The sequence below is a fragment of the Streptomyces nigrescens genome, assembly GCF_027626975.1.
GTDB lineage: Bacteria > Actinomycetota > Actinomycetes > Streptomycetales > Streptomycetaceae > Streptomyces > Streptomyces nigrescens.
The window spans coordinates 7,010,361-7,025,194 of the sequence record NZ_CP114203.1 but is presented as its reverse complement, the minus strand read 5'-3'; the positions used below and the strand labels follow the sequence as shown (position 1 = coordinate 7,025,194).

12 protein-coding genes are annotated in these 14,834 nt (G+C 72.9%); 3 read left to right on the top strand and 9 right to left on the bottom strand.

All coding sequences use genetic code 11. The annotated features are described in order from the left end of the window. Nucleotides 1-180: 180 nt before the first annotated feature. The 5 genes from STRNI_RS31080 to rpsA all read right to left on the bottom strand — a co-directional run bounded on the left by STRNI_RS31080 (nt 181) and on the right by rpsA (nt 5,720). Nucleotides 181-606, bottom strand: coding sequence for a tetratricopeptide repeat protein (locus tag STRNI_RS31080; RefSeq protein WP_018091914.1), 426 nt, complete (start codon nt 604-606; stop codon nt 181-183). Nucleotides 607-1,388: 782 nt separating this feature from the next. After that, entirely contained in the window at nt 1,389-1,853 is a 465-nt protein-coding gene (locus STRNI_RS31075) for a cupin domain-containing protein (protein ID WP_277412413.1), read from the bottom strand. Nucleotides 1,854-1,876: 23 nt separating this feature from the next. Beyond that, on the bottom strand, nt 1,877-2,467 hold the full coding sequence (coaE, locus tag STRNI_RS31070) for a dephospho-CoA kinase (RefSeq protein WP_277412412.1): 591 nt from the start codon (nt 2,465-2,467) through the stop codon (nt 1,877-1,879). 89 nt (nt 2,468-2,556) lie between these two features. Continuing rightward, a complete protein-coding gene (locus STRNI_RS31065) occupies nt 2,557-3,507 on the bottom strand; it encodes a PAC2 family protein (protein WP_026169758.1) in 951 nt (316 codons plus the stop codon). Nucleotides 3,508-4,199: 692 nt separating this feature from the next. Continuing rightward, complete coding sequence (rpsA, locus tag STRNI_RS31060; RefSeq protein WP_018090357.1) at nt 4,200-5,720, bottom strand: 30S ribosomal protein S1; 1,521 nt, start codon at nt 5,718-5,720, stop codon at nt 4,200-4,202. Between the two features lie 376 nt (nt 5,721-6,096). On the opposite strand from rpsA, the gene STRNI_RS31055 reads away from it, so the two are divergent. Both STRNI_RS31055 and hrpB read left to right on the top strand, forming a co-directional pair. Further along, nucleotides 6,097-6,915 carry a class I SAM-dependent methyltransferase gene (locus tag STRNI_RS31055; protein WP_018090356.1) on the top strand — a complete coding sequence of 273 codons (819 nt, stop codon included), beginning with the start codon at nt 6,097-6,099 and terminating at the stop codon, nt 6,913-6,915. Nucleotides 6,916-6,997: 82 nt separating this feature from the next. Then, nucleotides 6,998-9,658 (top strand): ATP-dependent helicase HrpB, encoded by a 2,661-nt coding sequence (gene hrpB, locus STRNI_RS31050; RefSeq protein ID WP_277412411.1) that lies wholly within the window; start codon nt 6,998-7,000, stop codon nt 9,656-9,658. A 6-nt stretch (nt 9,659-9,664) separates the two neighbouring features. On the opposite strand, the gene pgfA is transcribed toward hrpB, so the two are convergent. The 3 genes from pgfA to STRNI_RS31035 form a co-directional block, all read right to left on the bottom strand. Next, nucleotides 9,665-10,666 carry a cell envelope lipid trafficking protein PgfA gene (gene pgfA, locus STRNI_RS31045; RefSeq protein WP_037741899.1) on the bottom strand — a complete coding sequence of 334 codons (1,002 nt, stop codon included), beginning with the start codon at nt 10,664-10,666 and terminating at the stop codon, nt 9,665-9,667. A 96-nt stretch (nt 10,667-10,762) separates the two neighbouring features. Beyond that, the gene (locus tag STRNI_RS31040) at nt 10,763-10,897 is read right to left on the bottom strand and encodes an SPW_0924 family protein (RefSeq protein ID WP_018090353.1); all 135 of its coding nucleotides are present in this window, start codon (nt 10,895-10,897) and stop codon (nt 10,763-10,765) included. Between the two features lie 183 nt (nt 10,898-11,080). Next, nucleotides 11,081-12,895, bottom strand: a complete 1,815-nt coding sequence (locus STRNI_RS31035) for a lytic transglycosylase domain-containing protein (RefSeq protein WP_266446331.1) — start codon at nt 12,893-12,895, stop codon at nt 11,081-11,083. Between the two features lie 151 nt (nt 12,896-13,046). On the opposite strand from STRNI_RS31035, the gene STRNI_RS31030 reads away from it, so the two are divergent. Beyond that, nucleotides 13,047-14,003: a DUF4184 family protein gene (locus STRNI_RS31030; RefSeq protein ID WP_277412410.1), complete on the top strand. Its 957-nt coding sequence runs from the start codon at nt 13,047-13,049 to the stop codon at nt 14,001-14,003. Nucleotides 14,004-14,053: 50 nt separating this feature from the next. On the opposite strand, the gene STRNI_RS31025 is transcribed toward STRNI_RS31030, so the two are convergent. Next, complete coding sequence (locus STRNI_RS31025) at nt 14,054-14,752, bottom strand: rhomboid-like protein (protein ID WP_277413344.1); 699 nt, start codon at nt 14,750-14,752, stop codon at nt 14,054-14,056. Nucleotides 14,753-14,834: the final 82 nt, after the last annotated feature.

Here is a 14,834-nt window from a genome sequence, read left to right as displayed (position 1 = left end):
CCGGGGGCGGAATCGGGACTCCCAGGTCGCCGCTTCCGGGGGTACAGGGACGCACGTTGGACACGGGCCTGCTCGGCAAAGCGGCTCGGGCCTGGCCGCCCCGCCGCTTGGCGTCATGCCCCGGAGGCGTGCACAACACACACTGAGAGGAGGGACGTTCAACGGACGGCCGCGGCGCTGCTACTCCGGATCGCGGTTCCGGTGGCCAGGGTCACGTTCGCCTTCGCCGTCACCATCGGCGGTGTCGCGTGCGAAGCGGGCGGCTTCGATGAACTCCGGGCTCGGCTCGAGAGCCGCGGCTAGTCGGAAGTGGCGCAGCGCCTCGTCGGACCGGCCGGCGCGTTCCAAGGTGCGGCCGAGCGCGAAGTGCGCGAAGGCGTTGTCCGGTTCGCGTTCCAGCACGATCTGGAACTCGAGTTCCGCTGGACGCAGTTGAGCGGCGAGGAAGAAGGCACGGGCGCGCAACAGTCGGGCCGCGGTGTTCTCCGGGTGCGCCGTGATGACCGAGTCCAGCAGCCGGATCGCACCACGCGGGTCGCGGGCCGCCAACAGCTGCTCCGCGGCGCGGAAGTCGATGACATGCGTCTCGGGACTGCTCTCGGGCACGACCTGCTCCTCTCCGTCGCAGTCGGGACATCCATCAGCCCGGGACATCCATCAGCTGCGGACCGTACGACGTTGCCTGCGGCACAACAATCCCATCGGTCCCGGCATTCCCCCGCCGGCACAGCCTCAACCGGCCCTACCGGCGCGCCCGCGTGAGGCTCTCACCACGCGGGCGCGCCGGTAGGGGAGCGAGGGACGAAACCGTTGTATTGCGGGTCCCTGGAGCCGGACGAGCCGTCCGGTGGCTTCTTGAGGGACTCGGACGGGGAGTCGGCATACACGGCGGGGGCGGCGGCCGTACCAGCACCTCCGCGGCGGCCAGCGCCGTGACGGCGCGGCGCGTGACGGCGCGGCGCGTGACGGCGCGGCGCATGACGGCGCGGCGCATGACGGCGCGGCGCATGACGGCGCGGCGCATGACTGCGCGGCGCATGACTGCGCGGCGTGCCAGGGAGGCGACGGGGTGCGTCAGGGAACAGCCCGAGGGATGGTGCAGGCGCGGGGAGGCGGTGATGGCAGAGGGGGTGGCGGCGGTGGGGCGGGAGGGACGGTAGTGGTGGAGGCGGCGGGGCGGGAGGGGGAGGGGAGGGGAGGGGCCCCGGGAAGGGAGCCCCAGAGCCAGGCCGACTCACTCCCCCACCCCAGCCCCAGCCGACCCACCTCACCACCAGCCAGCCCCAGCCGAGCCACCTCACCAGCCCCCCAGTCGCAACCCCAGCCCCACCCCCAACCCCGCCAACTCCCCAGCCGCCCCCCACATCCCGGCCCCCATCCCCCGTCCGCTACAGGCTGATGTGGTACGCCTTGCGCAGCGTCTCGTGCACGGTCCACCGCGTGCGGTCGCCCTCGCGCAGGACGCAGGCGTCACCGGGGCCGACCTCCAGCACCGGGCCGCCCTCGACCTCGATGGTGGCGCGTCCGCTGACGACCACGAACAGCTCATTGGCCTCGGTGTCCGTCACCACCCCGGGAGTGATCTGCCAGATTCCCCGGATCTGTTGGCCGTCGGGGGCCTCCCACAGCACCTTGCCCGTCACCACCGGTTCGCCGGAGATGATCTGGGAGGGGTCCAGGGGTTCCGGCTCCAGATCGTCGTCCGCGATGCCGGGGATGTTGACCACGAACGAGGCCGGCGCCGCCTCCCCGGCGGAGGGGGAATCGGCGGCGGAGGTGGAGCCGGGCTCCGCGGCGGGGGCGGGCTCGATGGCAGGGGTGTTGGCGTCAATGCCGGAAGGAGCAGCAGTCATGGCGGCGAGGGTATCGTCCGGCCTCAGTCGGTCCGCAGCCGCTCCCATACTGCGCGGACCTGGGGTTCCAGCGCCTTCAGCGGTCCGTCGTTGTCGATGACCAGATCCGCGACCGCCAGCCGCTGTTCGCGGGTCGCCTGGGCCGCCATCCGGGACTTCGCCTCGTCCTCCGCCATGCCCCGCAGCCGTACCAAGCGGTCCAGCTGGGTCTGTGGTGCGGCATCGACGACCACCACCAGGTCGTACAGCGGTGCCAGCCCGTTCTCCGTCAGCAGCGGGACGTCGTGTACCACCACCGCGTCCGGGCCTGCCGATGCTTCGAGTTCGGCCGACCGTGCCCCGACCAGCGGATGCACGATCGCGTTCAGCGCCTTGAGCTTCTCCGGGTCGGAGAACACGATCCCGCCCAGCTTCGGCCGGTCCAGCGTGCCGTCCGGCGCGAGGACATCGTCGCCGAACTCCTCGACCACTGCCGCCAGTCCGGGCGTACCCGGCTCGACGACCTCGCGTGCGATCTTGTCCGCGTCCACGATCACCGCGCCGTACGACGCCAGCAGTCGCGAAACCTCACTCTTGCCCGCGCCGATTCCGCCGGTCAGCCCCACCTTCACCATGGGCCCACGCTATACGCTGCGCCCGGACGGCAGGAGACTCCGGCCGGTTCAGGCTCCGCCCGCACCGCCGTCACCCGCCCGCACCGCCGTCACCCGCCCGCTCCGCCGTCGCCCTCCCGCTCCGCCAGGAAGCGCTCGAAGTCCCTGCCGATCTCGTCGGCCGACGGCAGTTCCACCGGCTCGGCCACCAGATTGCCCCGGCTCTCCGCCCCGGCCACCGCGTCGTACTGATGCTCCAGCCCGCTGACCAGCGCGACCAGCTCCTCGTCGCCCTCCGAGATCTGCCGCTCGATCTCCTCCTGCGTCCGCAGCGCCTCCGTACGCAGCGAATGCGCGGCGCCCGGAAGCACCAGGCCGGTCGCGGCCGTCACGGCCTCCAGAGCGGTCAGTGCGGCATCCGGGTACGCGGACCGGGCGATGTAGTGCGGTACATGCGCCGCCACCCCCAGGACATCGTGTCCCGCCTCCGCCAGCCGGAATTCGATCAGTGCCTCCGCGCTGCCGGGCACCTGCGCCTCATCGAAGAAGCCGCCGTGGCCGGGCATCAGATCGGTGCGGTTGCCGTGCGGGGTGATGCCTACGGGGCGGGTGTGCGGGACGCCCATGGGGATGCCGTGGAAGTTCACCGAGAGGCGCACGCCGAGCCGCTCCACGATCTCCTTCACGGCGCCCGCGAAGCGCTCCCACTCGACGTCCGGTTCGGGTCCGGACAGCAGCAGGAACGGCGCATCTGTGGTGTCCCGTACGAGCCGCAGCTCGATGCTCGGGGTCTCGTAGGCGGTCCAGCGGCTGCGCTCGAAGGTGAGCAGGGGGCGGCGGGCGCGGTAGTCGACGAGGCGGTCGTGGTCGAAGCGGGCGACGACCTCGTTCGGCAGGCCGTCCAGCAGTCGTTCCACGATCTGGTCGCCGGTCTCGCCGGCGTCGATGTACCCGTCGAAGTGGTACAGCAGCACCAGTCCGGCGGAGTCCCTGGAGGCAAGCGCCTCGACCTCCGCGAGCCCGCTCGGCTCCCATTCGTACAAACCCTGGGGATCCAACACAGTGACTGCTCCTCCTCGTTCTCATGAGCGGCAACACACGACCCGGCGCAGTCATTCCCGACCACGGAGAGGAACCGCCCTCCCGTGCACACCGCCCAGCCCCACACCAGAGCCAGTCCCCCACCGCACCGGTCCCACACACCGAACCCCGCCTCGCCCGTCCGAAACCGGCTTCATCCGGCCCCACGTGACCGGGTCCGCCATGCCGCGTCCCCCTGACGCCGCATGCCCACGGGAGCCCCCAGGGCCTTCCGCCCACAACGGGCCCCGCCGCCTCGATCTGCCGACCGCCCCTACCCCCGTCCGTCCCGCCCCCGACCGCCCCTCCCCCCATCCAGCGGCAGCAACTCCGAAACCCCCTGCAAAGAAGCCGCGTTCCCCCTCGGCCCCCAAACCCCCAACCCTCAACCCCCAAGCCGTCAGCCACTCCAGCGGCGGCCACTCAGCCCCAGCAAGCCCAGCCCGCACTCCCCGCCACCAAGCCGGCACGCCACGCGGCCACGAGCCAACCCACCCGCCGCGCCACCGCCCGCCCCGCGCACCGCCCACCCCAAGCACACCGCCCGCCCCCGAGGCACCGAAACCCCCCACGCCTCCAGCCATCCGGCACCCCACCCCCGAACACGACGAAGGCCCGCTCCCCCTTAGGGGAACGGGCCTTCGTCTATCGGCTAGTGCCTATCGGCGAGAGCTCAGCTCTGGCCGCCGGCCAGCTTCTCGCGGAGCGCGGCGAGCGCCTCGTCCGACGCCAGGGCGCCGGAGTTGTCCGCCGACTCCGAGGAGTACGAGCCGCCGCCACCGGCGTTGCCGCCGCCGGCCTGGCCGCCACCCTGCGCCGCCGGTGCCGCGGCACCCTCGGCCGCAGCCTGCTCGTCGGCCTCGCGGGACTTGATGACCTGAGCCTGGTGCTGCTCGAAGCGCTGCTGCGCCTCGGCGTACTGGTTCTCCCAGGCCTCGCGCTGAGCCTCGTAGCCCTCGAGCCAGTCGTTGGTCTCGGGGTCGAAGCCCTCGGGGTAGATGTAGTTGCCCTGGTCGTCGTAGGACGCGGCCATGCCGTACAGGGTCGGGTCGAACTCGACCGCCGACGGGTCGGCACCGAAGGACTCGTTGGCCTGCTTCAGCGAGAGGCTGATGCGACGGCGCTCGAGGTCGATGTCGATGACCTTGACGAAGATCTCGTCGTTGACCTGGACGACCTGCTCCGGGATCTCCACGTGGCGCTCGGCCAGCTCGGAGATGTGGACCAGGCCCTCGATGCCCTCGTCGACGCGCACGAACGCACCGAAGGGAACGAGCTTGGTGACCTTACCCGGGACGACCTGACCGATCTGGTGGGTCCGGGCGAACTGCTGCCACGGGTCTTCCTGGGTCGCCTTGAGCGACAGGGAGACGCGCTCGCGGTCCATGTCGACGTCCAGGACCTCGACCGTGACCTCCTGGCCGACCTCGACGACCTCGGACGGGTGGTCGATGTGCTTCCAGGACAGCTCGGAGACGTGGACGAGACCGTCGACGCCGCCCAGGTCCACGAAGGCACCGAAGTTGACGATGGAGGAGACGACGCCGGAGCGCACCTGGCCCTTCTGGAGGGTGGTGAGGAAGGTCTGGCGGACCTCGCTCTGGGTCTGCTCCAGCCAGGCACGGCGGGACAGGACCACGTTGTTGCGGTTCTTGTCCAGCTCGATGATCTTGGCCTCGAGCTCCTTGCCCACGTAGGGCTGAAGGTCGCGGACGCGGCGCATCTCGACCAGGGAGGCCGGGAGGAAGCCACGGAGGCCGATGTCGAGGATGAGACCACCCTTGACGACCTCGATGACGGTACCGGTGACGATCCCGTCCTCTTCCTTGATCTTCTCGATGGTGCCCCAGGCGCGCTCGTACTGGGCACGCTTCTTCGAGAGGATCAGGCGGCCTTCCTTGTCCTCCTTCTGGAGGACCAGGGCCTCGATCTCGTCGCCGACGGCAACGACCTCATTGGGGTCGACGTCGTGCTTGATCGAGAGCTCGCGGCTCGGGATGACGCCTTCGGTCTTGTAACCGATGTCGAGCAGGACCTCGTCCCGGTCGACCTTCACGATGACGCCGTCGACGATGTCGCCGTCGTTGAAGTACTTGATCGTCTCGTCGATCGCGGCGAGGAAAGCTTCCTCGTTACCGATGTCGTTGACCGCAACCTGCGGGGTGGTGGCGGTGGTCTCGGTGCTGCTCGTCATGTGGGAAAGGGCTCCGGTACGGACATTGAAGTCGTAGGTACTGCTACGCCGAGAGCCCGTATCGCCTCTGCATAAGCCGGACAGTGTGAAAGGCGAATCTTGGGGAGCCCGCAAATGCAGAGCATCCGGAACGACCCGAAACGCCTCAAAACCGAGGGGACATACATACAGATGCGAGCGCGGCCTGCTCCGTCTGAGGCGCGCAAGCCCGCAGCGCAACTTGTAGCATACGGGGGCAGCCGGACCCGGTCAATGCGCGAACGCGCACACCCGGGGCAGAACGCCCCATAACCGGCACACGCGATGTTCCGCGAGGTCGAACGGCCTCACAGTCCCTGCAGCGACAAGCAGAGCAAAGACTACGACGACGGGCGGCATGAACCAAGACCACGAGCCCGAGGCGACCCGCCGTGACGCCTCGGACACCGAAAGCAGCCGGGCCAGCCGTGGATGGTGGGACCGCAACGCCGACGAGTACCAGAGCGAGCACGGCGCGTTCCTGGGGGACGACCGGTTCATCTGGGGCCCCGAGGGGCTGGACGAGGCGGAGGCCGCGCTGCTCGGGCCGGCCGCCGAGCTGAAGGGGCGGCGGATCCTGGAGATCGGGGCCGGCGCGGCGCAGTGTTCCCGCTGGCTGGCGGCGCAGGGCGCGCTCCCGGTGGCGCTGGACCTCTCCCACCGGCAGCTACAGCACGCGCTGCGGATCGCCGGCGGGGCGGACGATGCCACCGAGCTGGTGGAGGCGGACGCCGGGGCGCTGCCGTTCCGCGACCACAGCTTCGACCTCGCCTGCTCCGCCTATGGGGCGCTGCCCTTCGTCGCCGATCCGGTGCGGGTGCTGCGGGAGGTGCGCCGGGTGCTGCGGCCGGGTGGCCGGTTCGTCTTCTCCGTCTCCCACCCCCTCCGGTGGGCCTTCCCCGACGAGCCGGGGCCCGAGGGGCTGTCGGTGTCGGCCTCCTATTTCGACCGCACGCCGTATGTGGAGCAGGACGAGTCCGGGCGGGCCGTATATGTGGAGCACCACCGGACGCTGGGCGACCGGGTGCGGGACGTGGTGGCCGCCGGGTTCCGGCTGGAGGATCTCGTCGAACCGGAATGGCCCGGGTGGAACACCCAGGAGTGGGGCGGCTGGTCCCCGCTGCGCGGGCATCTGATCCCGGGGACGGCGATCTTCGTGTGCACGGCGGAGGCTTAAGGGCCTGCCGGGCGGGGCCGTAGCCCGGTGCGGGCCCGGGGCAGCGGACCGGGTTACGGGGCCGGGGCGGCAGACTGGGGGCGTGATCCGCCGTGACGCCCTCGACCAGCTGCCCGTCCGTACCGCGCTGCCCGCGCTGCGCGCCGCCCTCGACGGACCCGGGAGTGCGGTGCTGTGTGCTCCGCCGGGTACCGGCAAGACGACGTCGGTGCCGCTGGATCTGGCGGGCCTGACCGGCGAGGGGCCGGTGCGGCGGGTGCTGGTCGCCGAGCCGCGCCGGATGGCGGCCCGTGCGGCCGCGCGGCGGATGGCCTGGCTGCTGGGCGAGGAGGTCGGCACGGGGGCGGCCCCGGCGCAGGGATGGGGGCCGGTGGGCTTCACGGTGCGGGGTGAGCGCCGGGCCGGACCGCGTACCACCGTGGAAGTGGTGACCACCGGAGTGCTGCTGCAGCGGCTGCAGCGCGATCCTGAGCTGGCCGGGGTCGATGTGGTGGTGCTCGACGAGTGCCATGAGCGGCATCTCGACGCCGATACCTCCGCGGCGTTCCTCCTGGACGTACGGGAGACGCTGCGGCCCGAGCTGCGGCTGGTGGCGGCGTCCGCCACGACGGACGCGGAGGGCTGGGCGCGGCTGCTGGGCGGAGCGCAGGGTGCCGCGCCGGTGGTCGAGGCGACGGGCGTGTCGCATCCCGTGGAGGTGGTGTGGGCGCCTCCGGAGCGGCCGGTGCGGCCGGCGCACGGGACGCGGGTGGATCCGGCGCTGCTGACGCATGTGGCGGGGGTGGTGCGCCGGGCGCTGCGCGAGCGGACGGGCGATGTGCTGTGTTTCCTTCCCGGGGTCGGGGAGATCGGGCGGGTCGCCGGGGAGCTGGCCGGGGTGGACGCCGAGGTGCTGCAGGTGCACGGGCGGGCGCCGGCCGAGGTGCAGGACGCCGTACTGGCGGGCGGGAACGGCGTACGGAGAGTGGTGCTGGCGACGTCGGTGGCGGAGTCCAGCCTGACCGTGCCGGGCGTACGGGTGGTGGTGGACAGCGGGCTGGCGCGGGTGCCGCGGACGGATCATGCGCGCGGGCTCAGCGCGCTCACCACGGTGCGGGCCTCCCGTGCGGCGGCCCGGCAGCGGGCCGGCCGGGCGGGGCGGGAGGCACCGGGTGCGGTGTACCGCTGCTGGGCGGAGGGTGAGGACGGGCGGCTGCCGGCCTTCCCCGATCCGGAGATCAGGGTCGCCGATCTGACGGCGTTCGCCCTGCAGGCGGCCTGCTGGGGCGATCCGGCGGCCGATGGTCTCGCGCTGCTCGACGCGCCGCCGGCCGGCGCGCTGGCCGCGGCGCGGGAGGTGCTGACGGCGATCGGCGCGGTGGACGGGGCCGGCCGGGCGACGGAGCGGGGCGTGCGCATGGCACGGCTCGGGCTGCATCCGCGGCTGGCGCGTGCCCTGCTGGACGGGGCGCCCGAGGTCGGTGTGCGGCGTGCGGCGGAGGTGGTCGCCCTGCTGAGCGAGGAGCCGCCGCGGGCCTATGGGGACGATCTGGCGGCGGCGTGGCGCACCGCGCGGCGGGGCGGCGATGCGTACGGAGCGCGGTGGCGGCAGGAGGCTCGGCGGCTGGCGTCGGCGGCCGGGGAGCCGCGGGGCGGTTCAGCTGCGGCCGGGGAGTCACGGGGCGGTTCAGCTGCGGGCGCGGGCGGCGGGCGTGGTGCCGGAGCCCAGCTCACCGACGACGCCGTGGCCGGTCTCGTTGCCGCGCTGGCGTTCCCGGAGCGGGTCGCCCGGGCCCGCCGTAAGGGCAGTTATCTGATGGCGTCCGGCACGGGGGCCGAGCTGGCGGGAGCGCAGGCAGGAGGGGGGCACCGGCCGGGCTCTTCGGGGCCGGGGGACGGTTCGGGGCTGCGGGACGCGGAGTGGCTGGCGGTCGCGGTGGCGGACCGGCCGGTGGCGGCGGCGTCGGCGCGGGTGCGGCTCGCGGCGGTGATCGACGAGGAGACGGCCTGTGCGGCGGCGCCGGCGTTGTACGCGTCGGGTGAGGAGGTCCGCTGGTCGGAGGGGGACGTGGTGGCCCGGCGGGTGACCCGGCTGGGGGCGATCGAGCTCGCGGCCCGGCCACTGACCGCGCCGGACCCCGGGCTGCTGCGGGACGCGGTGGTGTCGGGGCTGCGGCGGGAGGGGCTGGGGCTGCTGCGGTGGTCTGCCGCCGCGGTGTCGCTGCGGCAGCGGATGGCGTTCGTGCACCGGGAGTTGGGCGCGCCCTGGCCCGATGTCTCGGATGCGGCGCTGCTGGAGTGCGTCGAGGAGTGGCTGGGGGTGGAGCTCGGACGGGCGCGGCGGCGGGCCGATCTGGAGCGGGTCGACGCGGGCCAGGCGCTGGCCCGGCTGCTGCCGTGGGCGACGGGCGACGCGGCCCGCTTCGACGAGCTGGCGCCGGAGCGTATCGAGGTGCCGAGCGGTTCACGGGTGCGGGTGGATTACGGCGGTGCGCAGCCGGTGCTGGCGGTCAAACTGCAGGAGCTGTTCGGCTGGCAGGAGTCACCCCGGGTGGCCGGCGGGCGGGTGCCCGTGCTGGTGCATCTGCTCTCCCCCGCGGGGCGTCCGGCCGCCGTCACGGCCGATCTCGCCTCGTTCTGGCGGGCCGGATACCGGTCCGTACGCGCGGAGTTGCGTGGCCGCTACCCGAAGCATCCCTGGCCGGAGGACCCTTCGGCGGCGGAGCCGACCCGGCACACGTCGGCGCGGCTCAAGCGGGGCTGAACGGCGTCACGGGCCGCCGCCGTCGGCCGTAGCCATGGGGGCGGGTGGCCGGGCCGGTGCGGTGGCGGGGCGGCGGCCGCGGGCTTCGAGGTGCAGGCTCAGGGCGAGCAGCGCGGCGCCGAGGAGCAGGAAGCCCCAGGGGAGGTAGCGGGTGAGCAGCAGGACGAGGGTGCGCTGTGAGCTCACCAGGGCCACGGTGGAGTCGACGTAGTCGGGGCGCATCTTCACATGGCCGGCGAAGGCGGTGACCTTGCCGCCGCCGGGCAGCAGATCGCCGCCGCGCAGCTCTTCCTTGTGGATCTCCTGGCCGTTGACGGGGGCGCCGGTGACCGGCTCGACCCAGAACATCCGCTTGGTGGTGTACCAGCGGGTGGTGCCCATCTTCTCGACGGACTGCGGGGTGATGCCCTTGACCGGCATCTTCTTGGGGAGGGCGACCTTGGTCCAGGGAATGGTCTGCTCGAAGTAGTAGACCTCCAGGCCGCGGAAGGTGCGGGTCCCCTTGTAGTGGATGGGGGCCGAGGTGCGGGTCTGGGCGTCGAAGTAGGTGTAGTCGCGCCGCTCGGTGAGGAACGGCCATTTGTACTCGATGCCCTCGCGGCGCACCGGGTCGCCGTCGACCATCTCGCCGGTGGCGTGCACGGGTTCCTGGGAGTGCGCGTCGAAGAGGTAGCGCTCGGGGATCGCGGAGACCATCTTGCCGTCGGGCCCGGCGACGTAGGACAGCGTGTCCCAGACGACGAGGTCCCGGCCCGCGGACTTCTCGATCCGGTCGGAGGCGGCGACGTCGCCCTTGAGGGTCTGCACGATGGTGACCTTCGGGACGCGTTCGGCCTTCATCGTCCCGTAGTTGAGGAGGGTGGCGGGCCGGGCCTCCAGGACCATGGTCTGGTACTGGCCGGGCGGGATCTTGGCGAGCCGGGGGAAGGCGTACCACCGCATCAGCGGGGACAGGGCGGTGAAGAAGACGGCGCAGGCGAGCAGCACCAGGCTGGCCCTGCGGCGCATACCGCGCCCCGGCCGGCGCCGGCCGGGTTCGGCCGGCGGCCCGGATGGGGTCCTCGGGGTGGGCACAGTACGGCGCATGGCGGTCGCGTCCCTCCCTCAGGGGTGCTTGGGGACGGTGGTCAGCAGCGGCTTGGGCGAGGTCGTACCGCTGGGCGCGCCGGCCGCGGTGAGGGTGAGGACGAGGGCGAGCGCCGCGGCCAGTCCGACCGCGGCTGCTGTCAGGGCGCGCATGGTCGGCCTCCCGGGAGCTGATACGGCGTCAGGGCGGGGGCACCGTAGCAACGGGCGGCGGAGATGAGAACACGTTGCACCGCCGTCCTGCCCGGGACGGCGGGCAGGACGGCGGAGACATACCGGGCGCGGATACCGGCCCGGGGTGCGGAACCGGCCGCGCGGGCGGGCCGGGTGACTCGGTCAGGAGCCGGCCGCGGCGGCGACCTTCAGCTTGACGGTGAGCACGGCGCCGTCGGCGGTGGTCAGCCTCAGCAGGAAGGTGCCCGGGTGCGCGTCGGTGTAGATCTTCGGGAGTTTCAGCAGGCCGTCGGCGTCCGTGGTGAGCCCGGTGAGCGTGCGGACCGGCTTGTGCTTGGCGGCGCCGGTGGCCTCGGGGTCCTTGAAGTAGGGGCCCTTGTCGTTCTCCACGGGCTGCTTCGGGTCATCGGTGACCATGGTCGCGGTGACGGCCACACCCGCCGCGATCTTGTCCTGGTAGGTCGCCTTGATCTCGACCGCGTCCTCCGCGAAGGCCTTTCCGGCGGTCGCCGTCAGCTCCTTGTCCGAGGTGCGGGCGAGCTTGTCGGCCTTCGGGGCGGGCCTGGCCTTGACGGTGGCGCCGAGCTCGACGGCGGGCGCGGTGTGCGCCACGGTGGTGACCCGGATGCGGAAGGCGCCGGTCCGGTCGCCCGCGCGCAGGGTGGGGGCGGTGGCAAGGCCGTTCTTGTCCGTCTTGACGGTGACGGCGGTCGCGTCACCGGGGAAGCGGGCGTCGGTGGCCGCGGGGAGGGTGAAGCGGACGGGGGTGCCGGCGACGGCCTTGCCCTCGGCGTCCTGGGCGCGGACCTGCGGCGGGGTGGCGAACTCGGCGCCCGCGGTGGTGCTCAGGTCCTTGTCGCCGACCCGGACGAGGGCGGTGGGGTGCGCGGGCCCGGTGGGCGGCTCGGGGGTGGGGGTGGGCTTCTGGCTGGGCGGCTCCGTGCCGCCCGGTGTGGGGCCGGTGCCGTCCGGGCGCCCGGGCTTGCCCGGGTCGTGCTGCTGCCCCTTGCCGGGCTTGTGTCCCTTGCCGGGCTTGCCGGATCCGCCGGGGCGCGGGCTCTTGTCCGGCTTGCCGCCGTGGCCGTGGGGCCGGCGGCCTTCGGACCGGCCGCCGTTGTCGTCGTGCCTGCCGGCGTCGCGGTGGACCGGCAGGACGCCCTTGCCGTCCGGCACCTCGTGGGTGCCGTTGCGGTAGAACGCGTACCAGGACAGCACCGTGCGCAGGTATTCCTCGGAGTGGTTGTAGCCGAGGATCGCCCGGTCCAGGTCGTCCTGGGCCGTCAGATCGCGGCCGCCGGCGCAGAGATAGCCGCCCGCGGCGAGCGCCGCGTCGAAGACGTTGTGGGGGTCCTTCTTGCCGTCGCCGTTGCCGTCGGCGCCCCAACCGGCGCCATCGGGGCCGCCGGTGGACCAGGTGGACGGGATGAACTGCATCGGGCCCACGGCACGGTCGTGGGTGAGGTCGCCGTCATAGCGGCCGTTGTCGGTGTCGGTGATACGCGCGAAGCCGCGGCCGTTGAGCTGCGGGCCGAGTATCGGCCGGAGGGTAGTGCCTTCGGCGTCGACCGCTCCGCCGCGCGCCTGTCCGGATTCGACCTTGCCGATCCCGGCGAGCAGCTGCCAGGGCAGCCGGCAGCCCGGGTCGTCGGTGCCGAGGGTGGAGGCGGCCTTCTTGTACGCGGCCAGCACGGTGGCGGGCAGACCGGCCTCGGCGGGTCCCCTGCCGGTGGCGGGGCCCTGGCCGTTGTGGTCCGAACCCTGGGGCGGTACCGGGCTGTTGAGGGGCGGCAGGTCGGTGTAGTACCCGGAGCCGCCGTCAATCGGGACGTCCGCCGGGGGCGGGGCCGGCTGCCGCTTGGCGGCCGCGTCGCCGGTGGCGCCCGGCGCCTGAGAGGCGGTCAGCGCGGCAAGCACCAGGGCCGCCACGGCCGTCGAGGCCGCTCCCCTTTGGAGCCGCCGTCGGAATGTGGCTGCCATACGTGGTTCCCCTCCGCATTGCCGTACCGCGCTCCTGACGCGGTATCGCGCTCCCCAGCGCTCCAACTCAGGCGACACTACGACAAGTCGGGCCCGGCATCTACCACCCACATCAGACACATAATGATCCGTATCGATCGAGGAGAGGTATATGCCGTTCACGCTCAGCCATGCCGCCGCCGTGCTCCCGGCCGTCCGGCGGACCGGTGCGGCCCGCGGTCCGCTGGTCGCCTCGGCCCTCGTGGCGGGGACGTTCGCACCCGATATGACGTACTACGCGGACACCCTGGTTCCGGGCGGTATGGCCTTCGGCGAGGTCACCCACTCGCTGACCGGTGTGCTGACGGTGGATGTGCTGGTCACCGTGGCCCTCGTCGGCGGCTGGCTGCTGGTGCGCGAGCCGTTGGCCGCGCTGCTGCCCCGGGCGTGGCGCGGCCCGGTCCACACCTTCCTCCGCGGCCGGCCCTGGCGGCCCCGGGGACCTCGTGAAGTCGCCGTCCTGGTGGGCTGGTTCCTGGTCTCGGCGGTACTCGGGGCGGCAACCCATGTGGTCTGGGACGCGTTCACCCACCCGGGCCGCTGGGGCACCCGGCTGGTTCCCGGGCTGGACGGGGTGGTGGGCGGTCTGCCGGTCTACACCTACGTGCAGTACGGCACCTCGGCGCTCGCGCTGGCGGCGATGGGCGCGTTTCTGTGGCCGGTGCTGCGGGGGCGGGGCGGCGGCAGCGCGGCGGTCGGGGCATCCGCGCCCGTCGCGGTACCGGTGGAGGTGCCGGTGCTGACCGTACGGCTGCGGCTGCTGCTGACCGCCCCGCTCGCACTGTGTGTGGCGGCCGGTGCCGTGCACCGTGTCCTGCGGGCGCGCGCCGTATACGGTCCCGCGGCGGCCTGGCTCGACTACCTCCCGACCGTGCTCTTCGGCGCCGGGGCCGGCCTCGTCCTCGGGCTGCCGCTCTACGCGGTGGCCGTACGGCTGCTGCACCGCCGCACCCGGGCAGTTGACGCCATGGGCCGGCTGCCCGCGCCCACGGTGCGGACCGCGCCCCGGGCGGTGTCGCCGTCGGGCGCCGCTGCCGGGTCACGGAACACCTCGCCCCACGACGGGTGATGCAGCCCGGCGAACCTGCTGGGCGTCCACGCCCGCCGCGCCCCGTCGGGCTACTCGACGAGAGCCGGGGCGGGCTGCGGCACGGGGGCCGGGGCGGCGCGCCGGGCGGCCCGCAGCAGGAAGGCGCCACAGCCGAAGCCGATGGCGGCCGCCAGCAGATGTCCGACGGTGGTGAAGTCGGGCAGCACCCCGCTCCAGTCGCCGCCGAGCACCGGCCAGGCGACGACACCGGCCGCCGCGAGCCACCGGGCCCGGCGCAGCAGGAGCGCCCCCGTCGCGAGCACCGTCTCGGCCCCGTAACTGATGCCGAAGTCGGCGGCGTGCCGGACGCTCTCCGGGTACCAGCCGTGGGCTAGGGCCACAAGGATCAACGGCACGGTGAGCAGCGTGGCCGCGAGATGGCCGAGGACGAAGATGCCGTAGGCCCGCCCCGCTCCGTACCGTCGCTCCAGCCACGCCAGGCATACGAGGACGCCGAGCCCGAGCGTGATCAGCGTGCCGGCGAAGGCCTCCGAGGTGATGTCGGTCAGTGTGCCGTCGAAGAACAGCATGCTGCCCGCCAGCACACGGACCGGACGGTCCTGGAGATTGTCCAGATGAGTACTGACGCCGAGCACCACCCGCTGGGCCTCCGCGGTGGACAGCACCGCGGAGGCCCACAGATGGGTCGACAGCAGCAGTGCCGCATAGCCGGCCGTGACCGGGCTGCGGGAGACATAGGTGCCCAGGGCTCGGGCCGCACGGCGCATCACGGGGTGATCAAAGCAGAGCGCTTTTGCGGGGAACAAGATCCATGACGCGGCGGGCGACGACCGGGTTCGGGCCGATACC

Excerpts from the sequence above, each read along its gene's own strand:
- rpsA (WP_018090357.1), bottom strand. The coding sequence starts at position 5,720 with ATGACGAGCAGCACCGAGACCACCGCCACCACCCCGCAGGTTGCGGTC.
- STRNI_RS31030 (WP_277412410.1), top strand. The coding sequence starts at position 13,047 with ATGCCGTTCACGCTCAGCCATGCCGCCGCCGTGCTCCCGGCCGTCCGG.
- STRNI_RS31025 (WP_277413344.1), bottom strand. The coding sequence starts at position 14,752 with ATGCGCCGTGCGGCCCGAGCCCTGGGCACCTATGTCTCCCGCAGCCCG.
- STRNI_RS31075 (WP_277412413.1), bottom strand. The coding sequence starts at position 1,853 with ATGACTGCTGCTCCTTCCGGCATTGACGCCAACACCCCTGCCATCGAG.
- pgfA (WP_037741899.1), bottom strand. The coding sequence starts at position 10,666 with ATGCGCCGCAGGGCCAGCCTGGTGCTGCTCGCCTGCGCCGTCTTCTTC.
- STRNI_RS31055 (WP_018090356.1), top strand. The coding sequence starts at position 6,097 with ATGAACCAAGACCACGAGCCCGAGGCGACCCGCCGTGACGCCTCGGAC.
- STRNI_RS31035 (WP_266446331.1), bottom strand. The coding sequence starts at position 12,895 with ATGGCAGCCACATTCCGACGGCGGCTCCAAAGGGGAGCGGCCTCGACG.
- STRNI_RS31040 (WP_018090353.1), bottom strand. The coding sequence starts at position 10,897 with ATGCGCGCCCTGACAGCAGCCGCGGTCGGACTGGCCGCGGCGCTCGCC.
- coaE (WP_277412412.1), bottom strand. The coding sequence starts at position 2,467 with ATGGTGAAGGTGGGGCTGACCGGCGGAATCGGCGCGGGCAAGAGTGAG.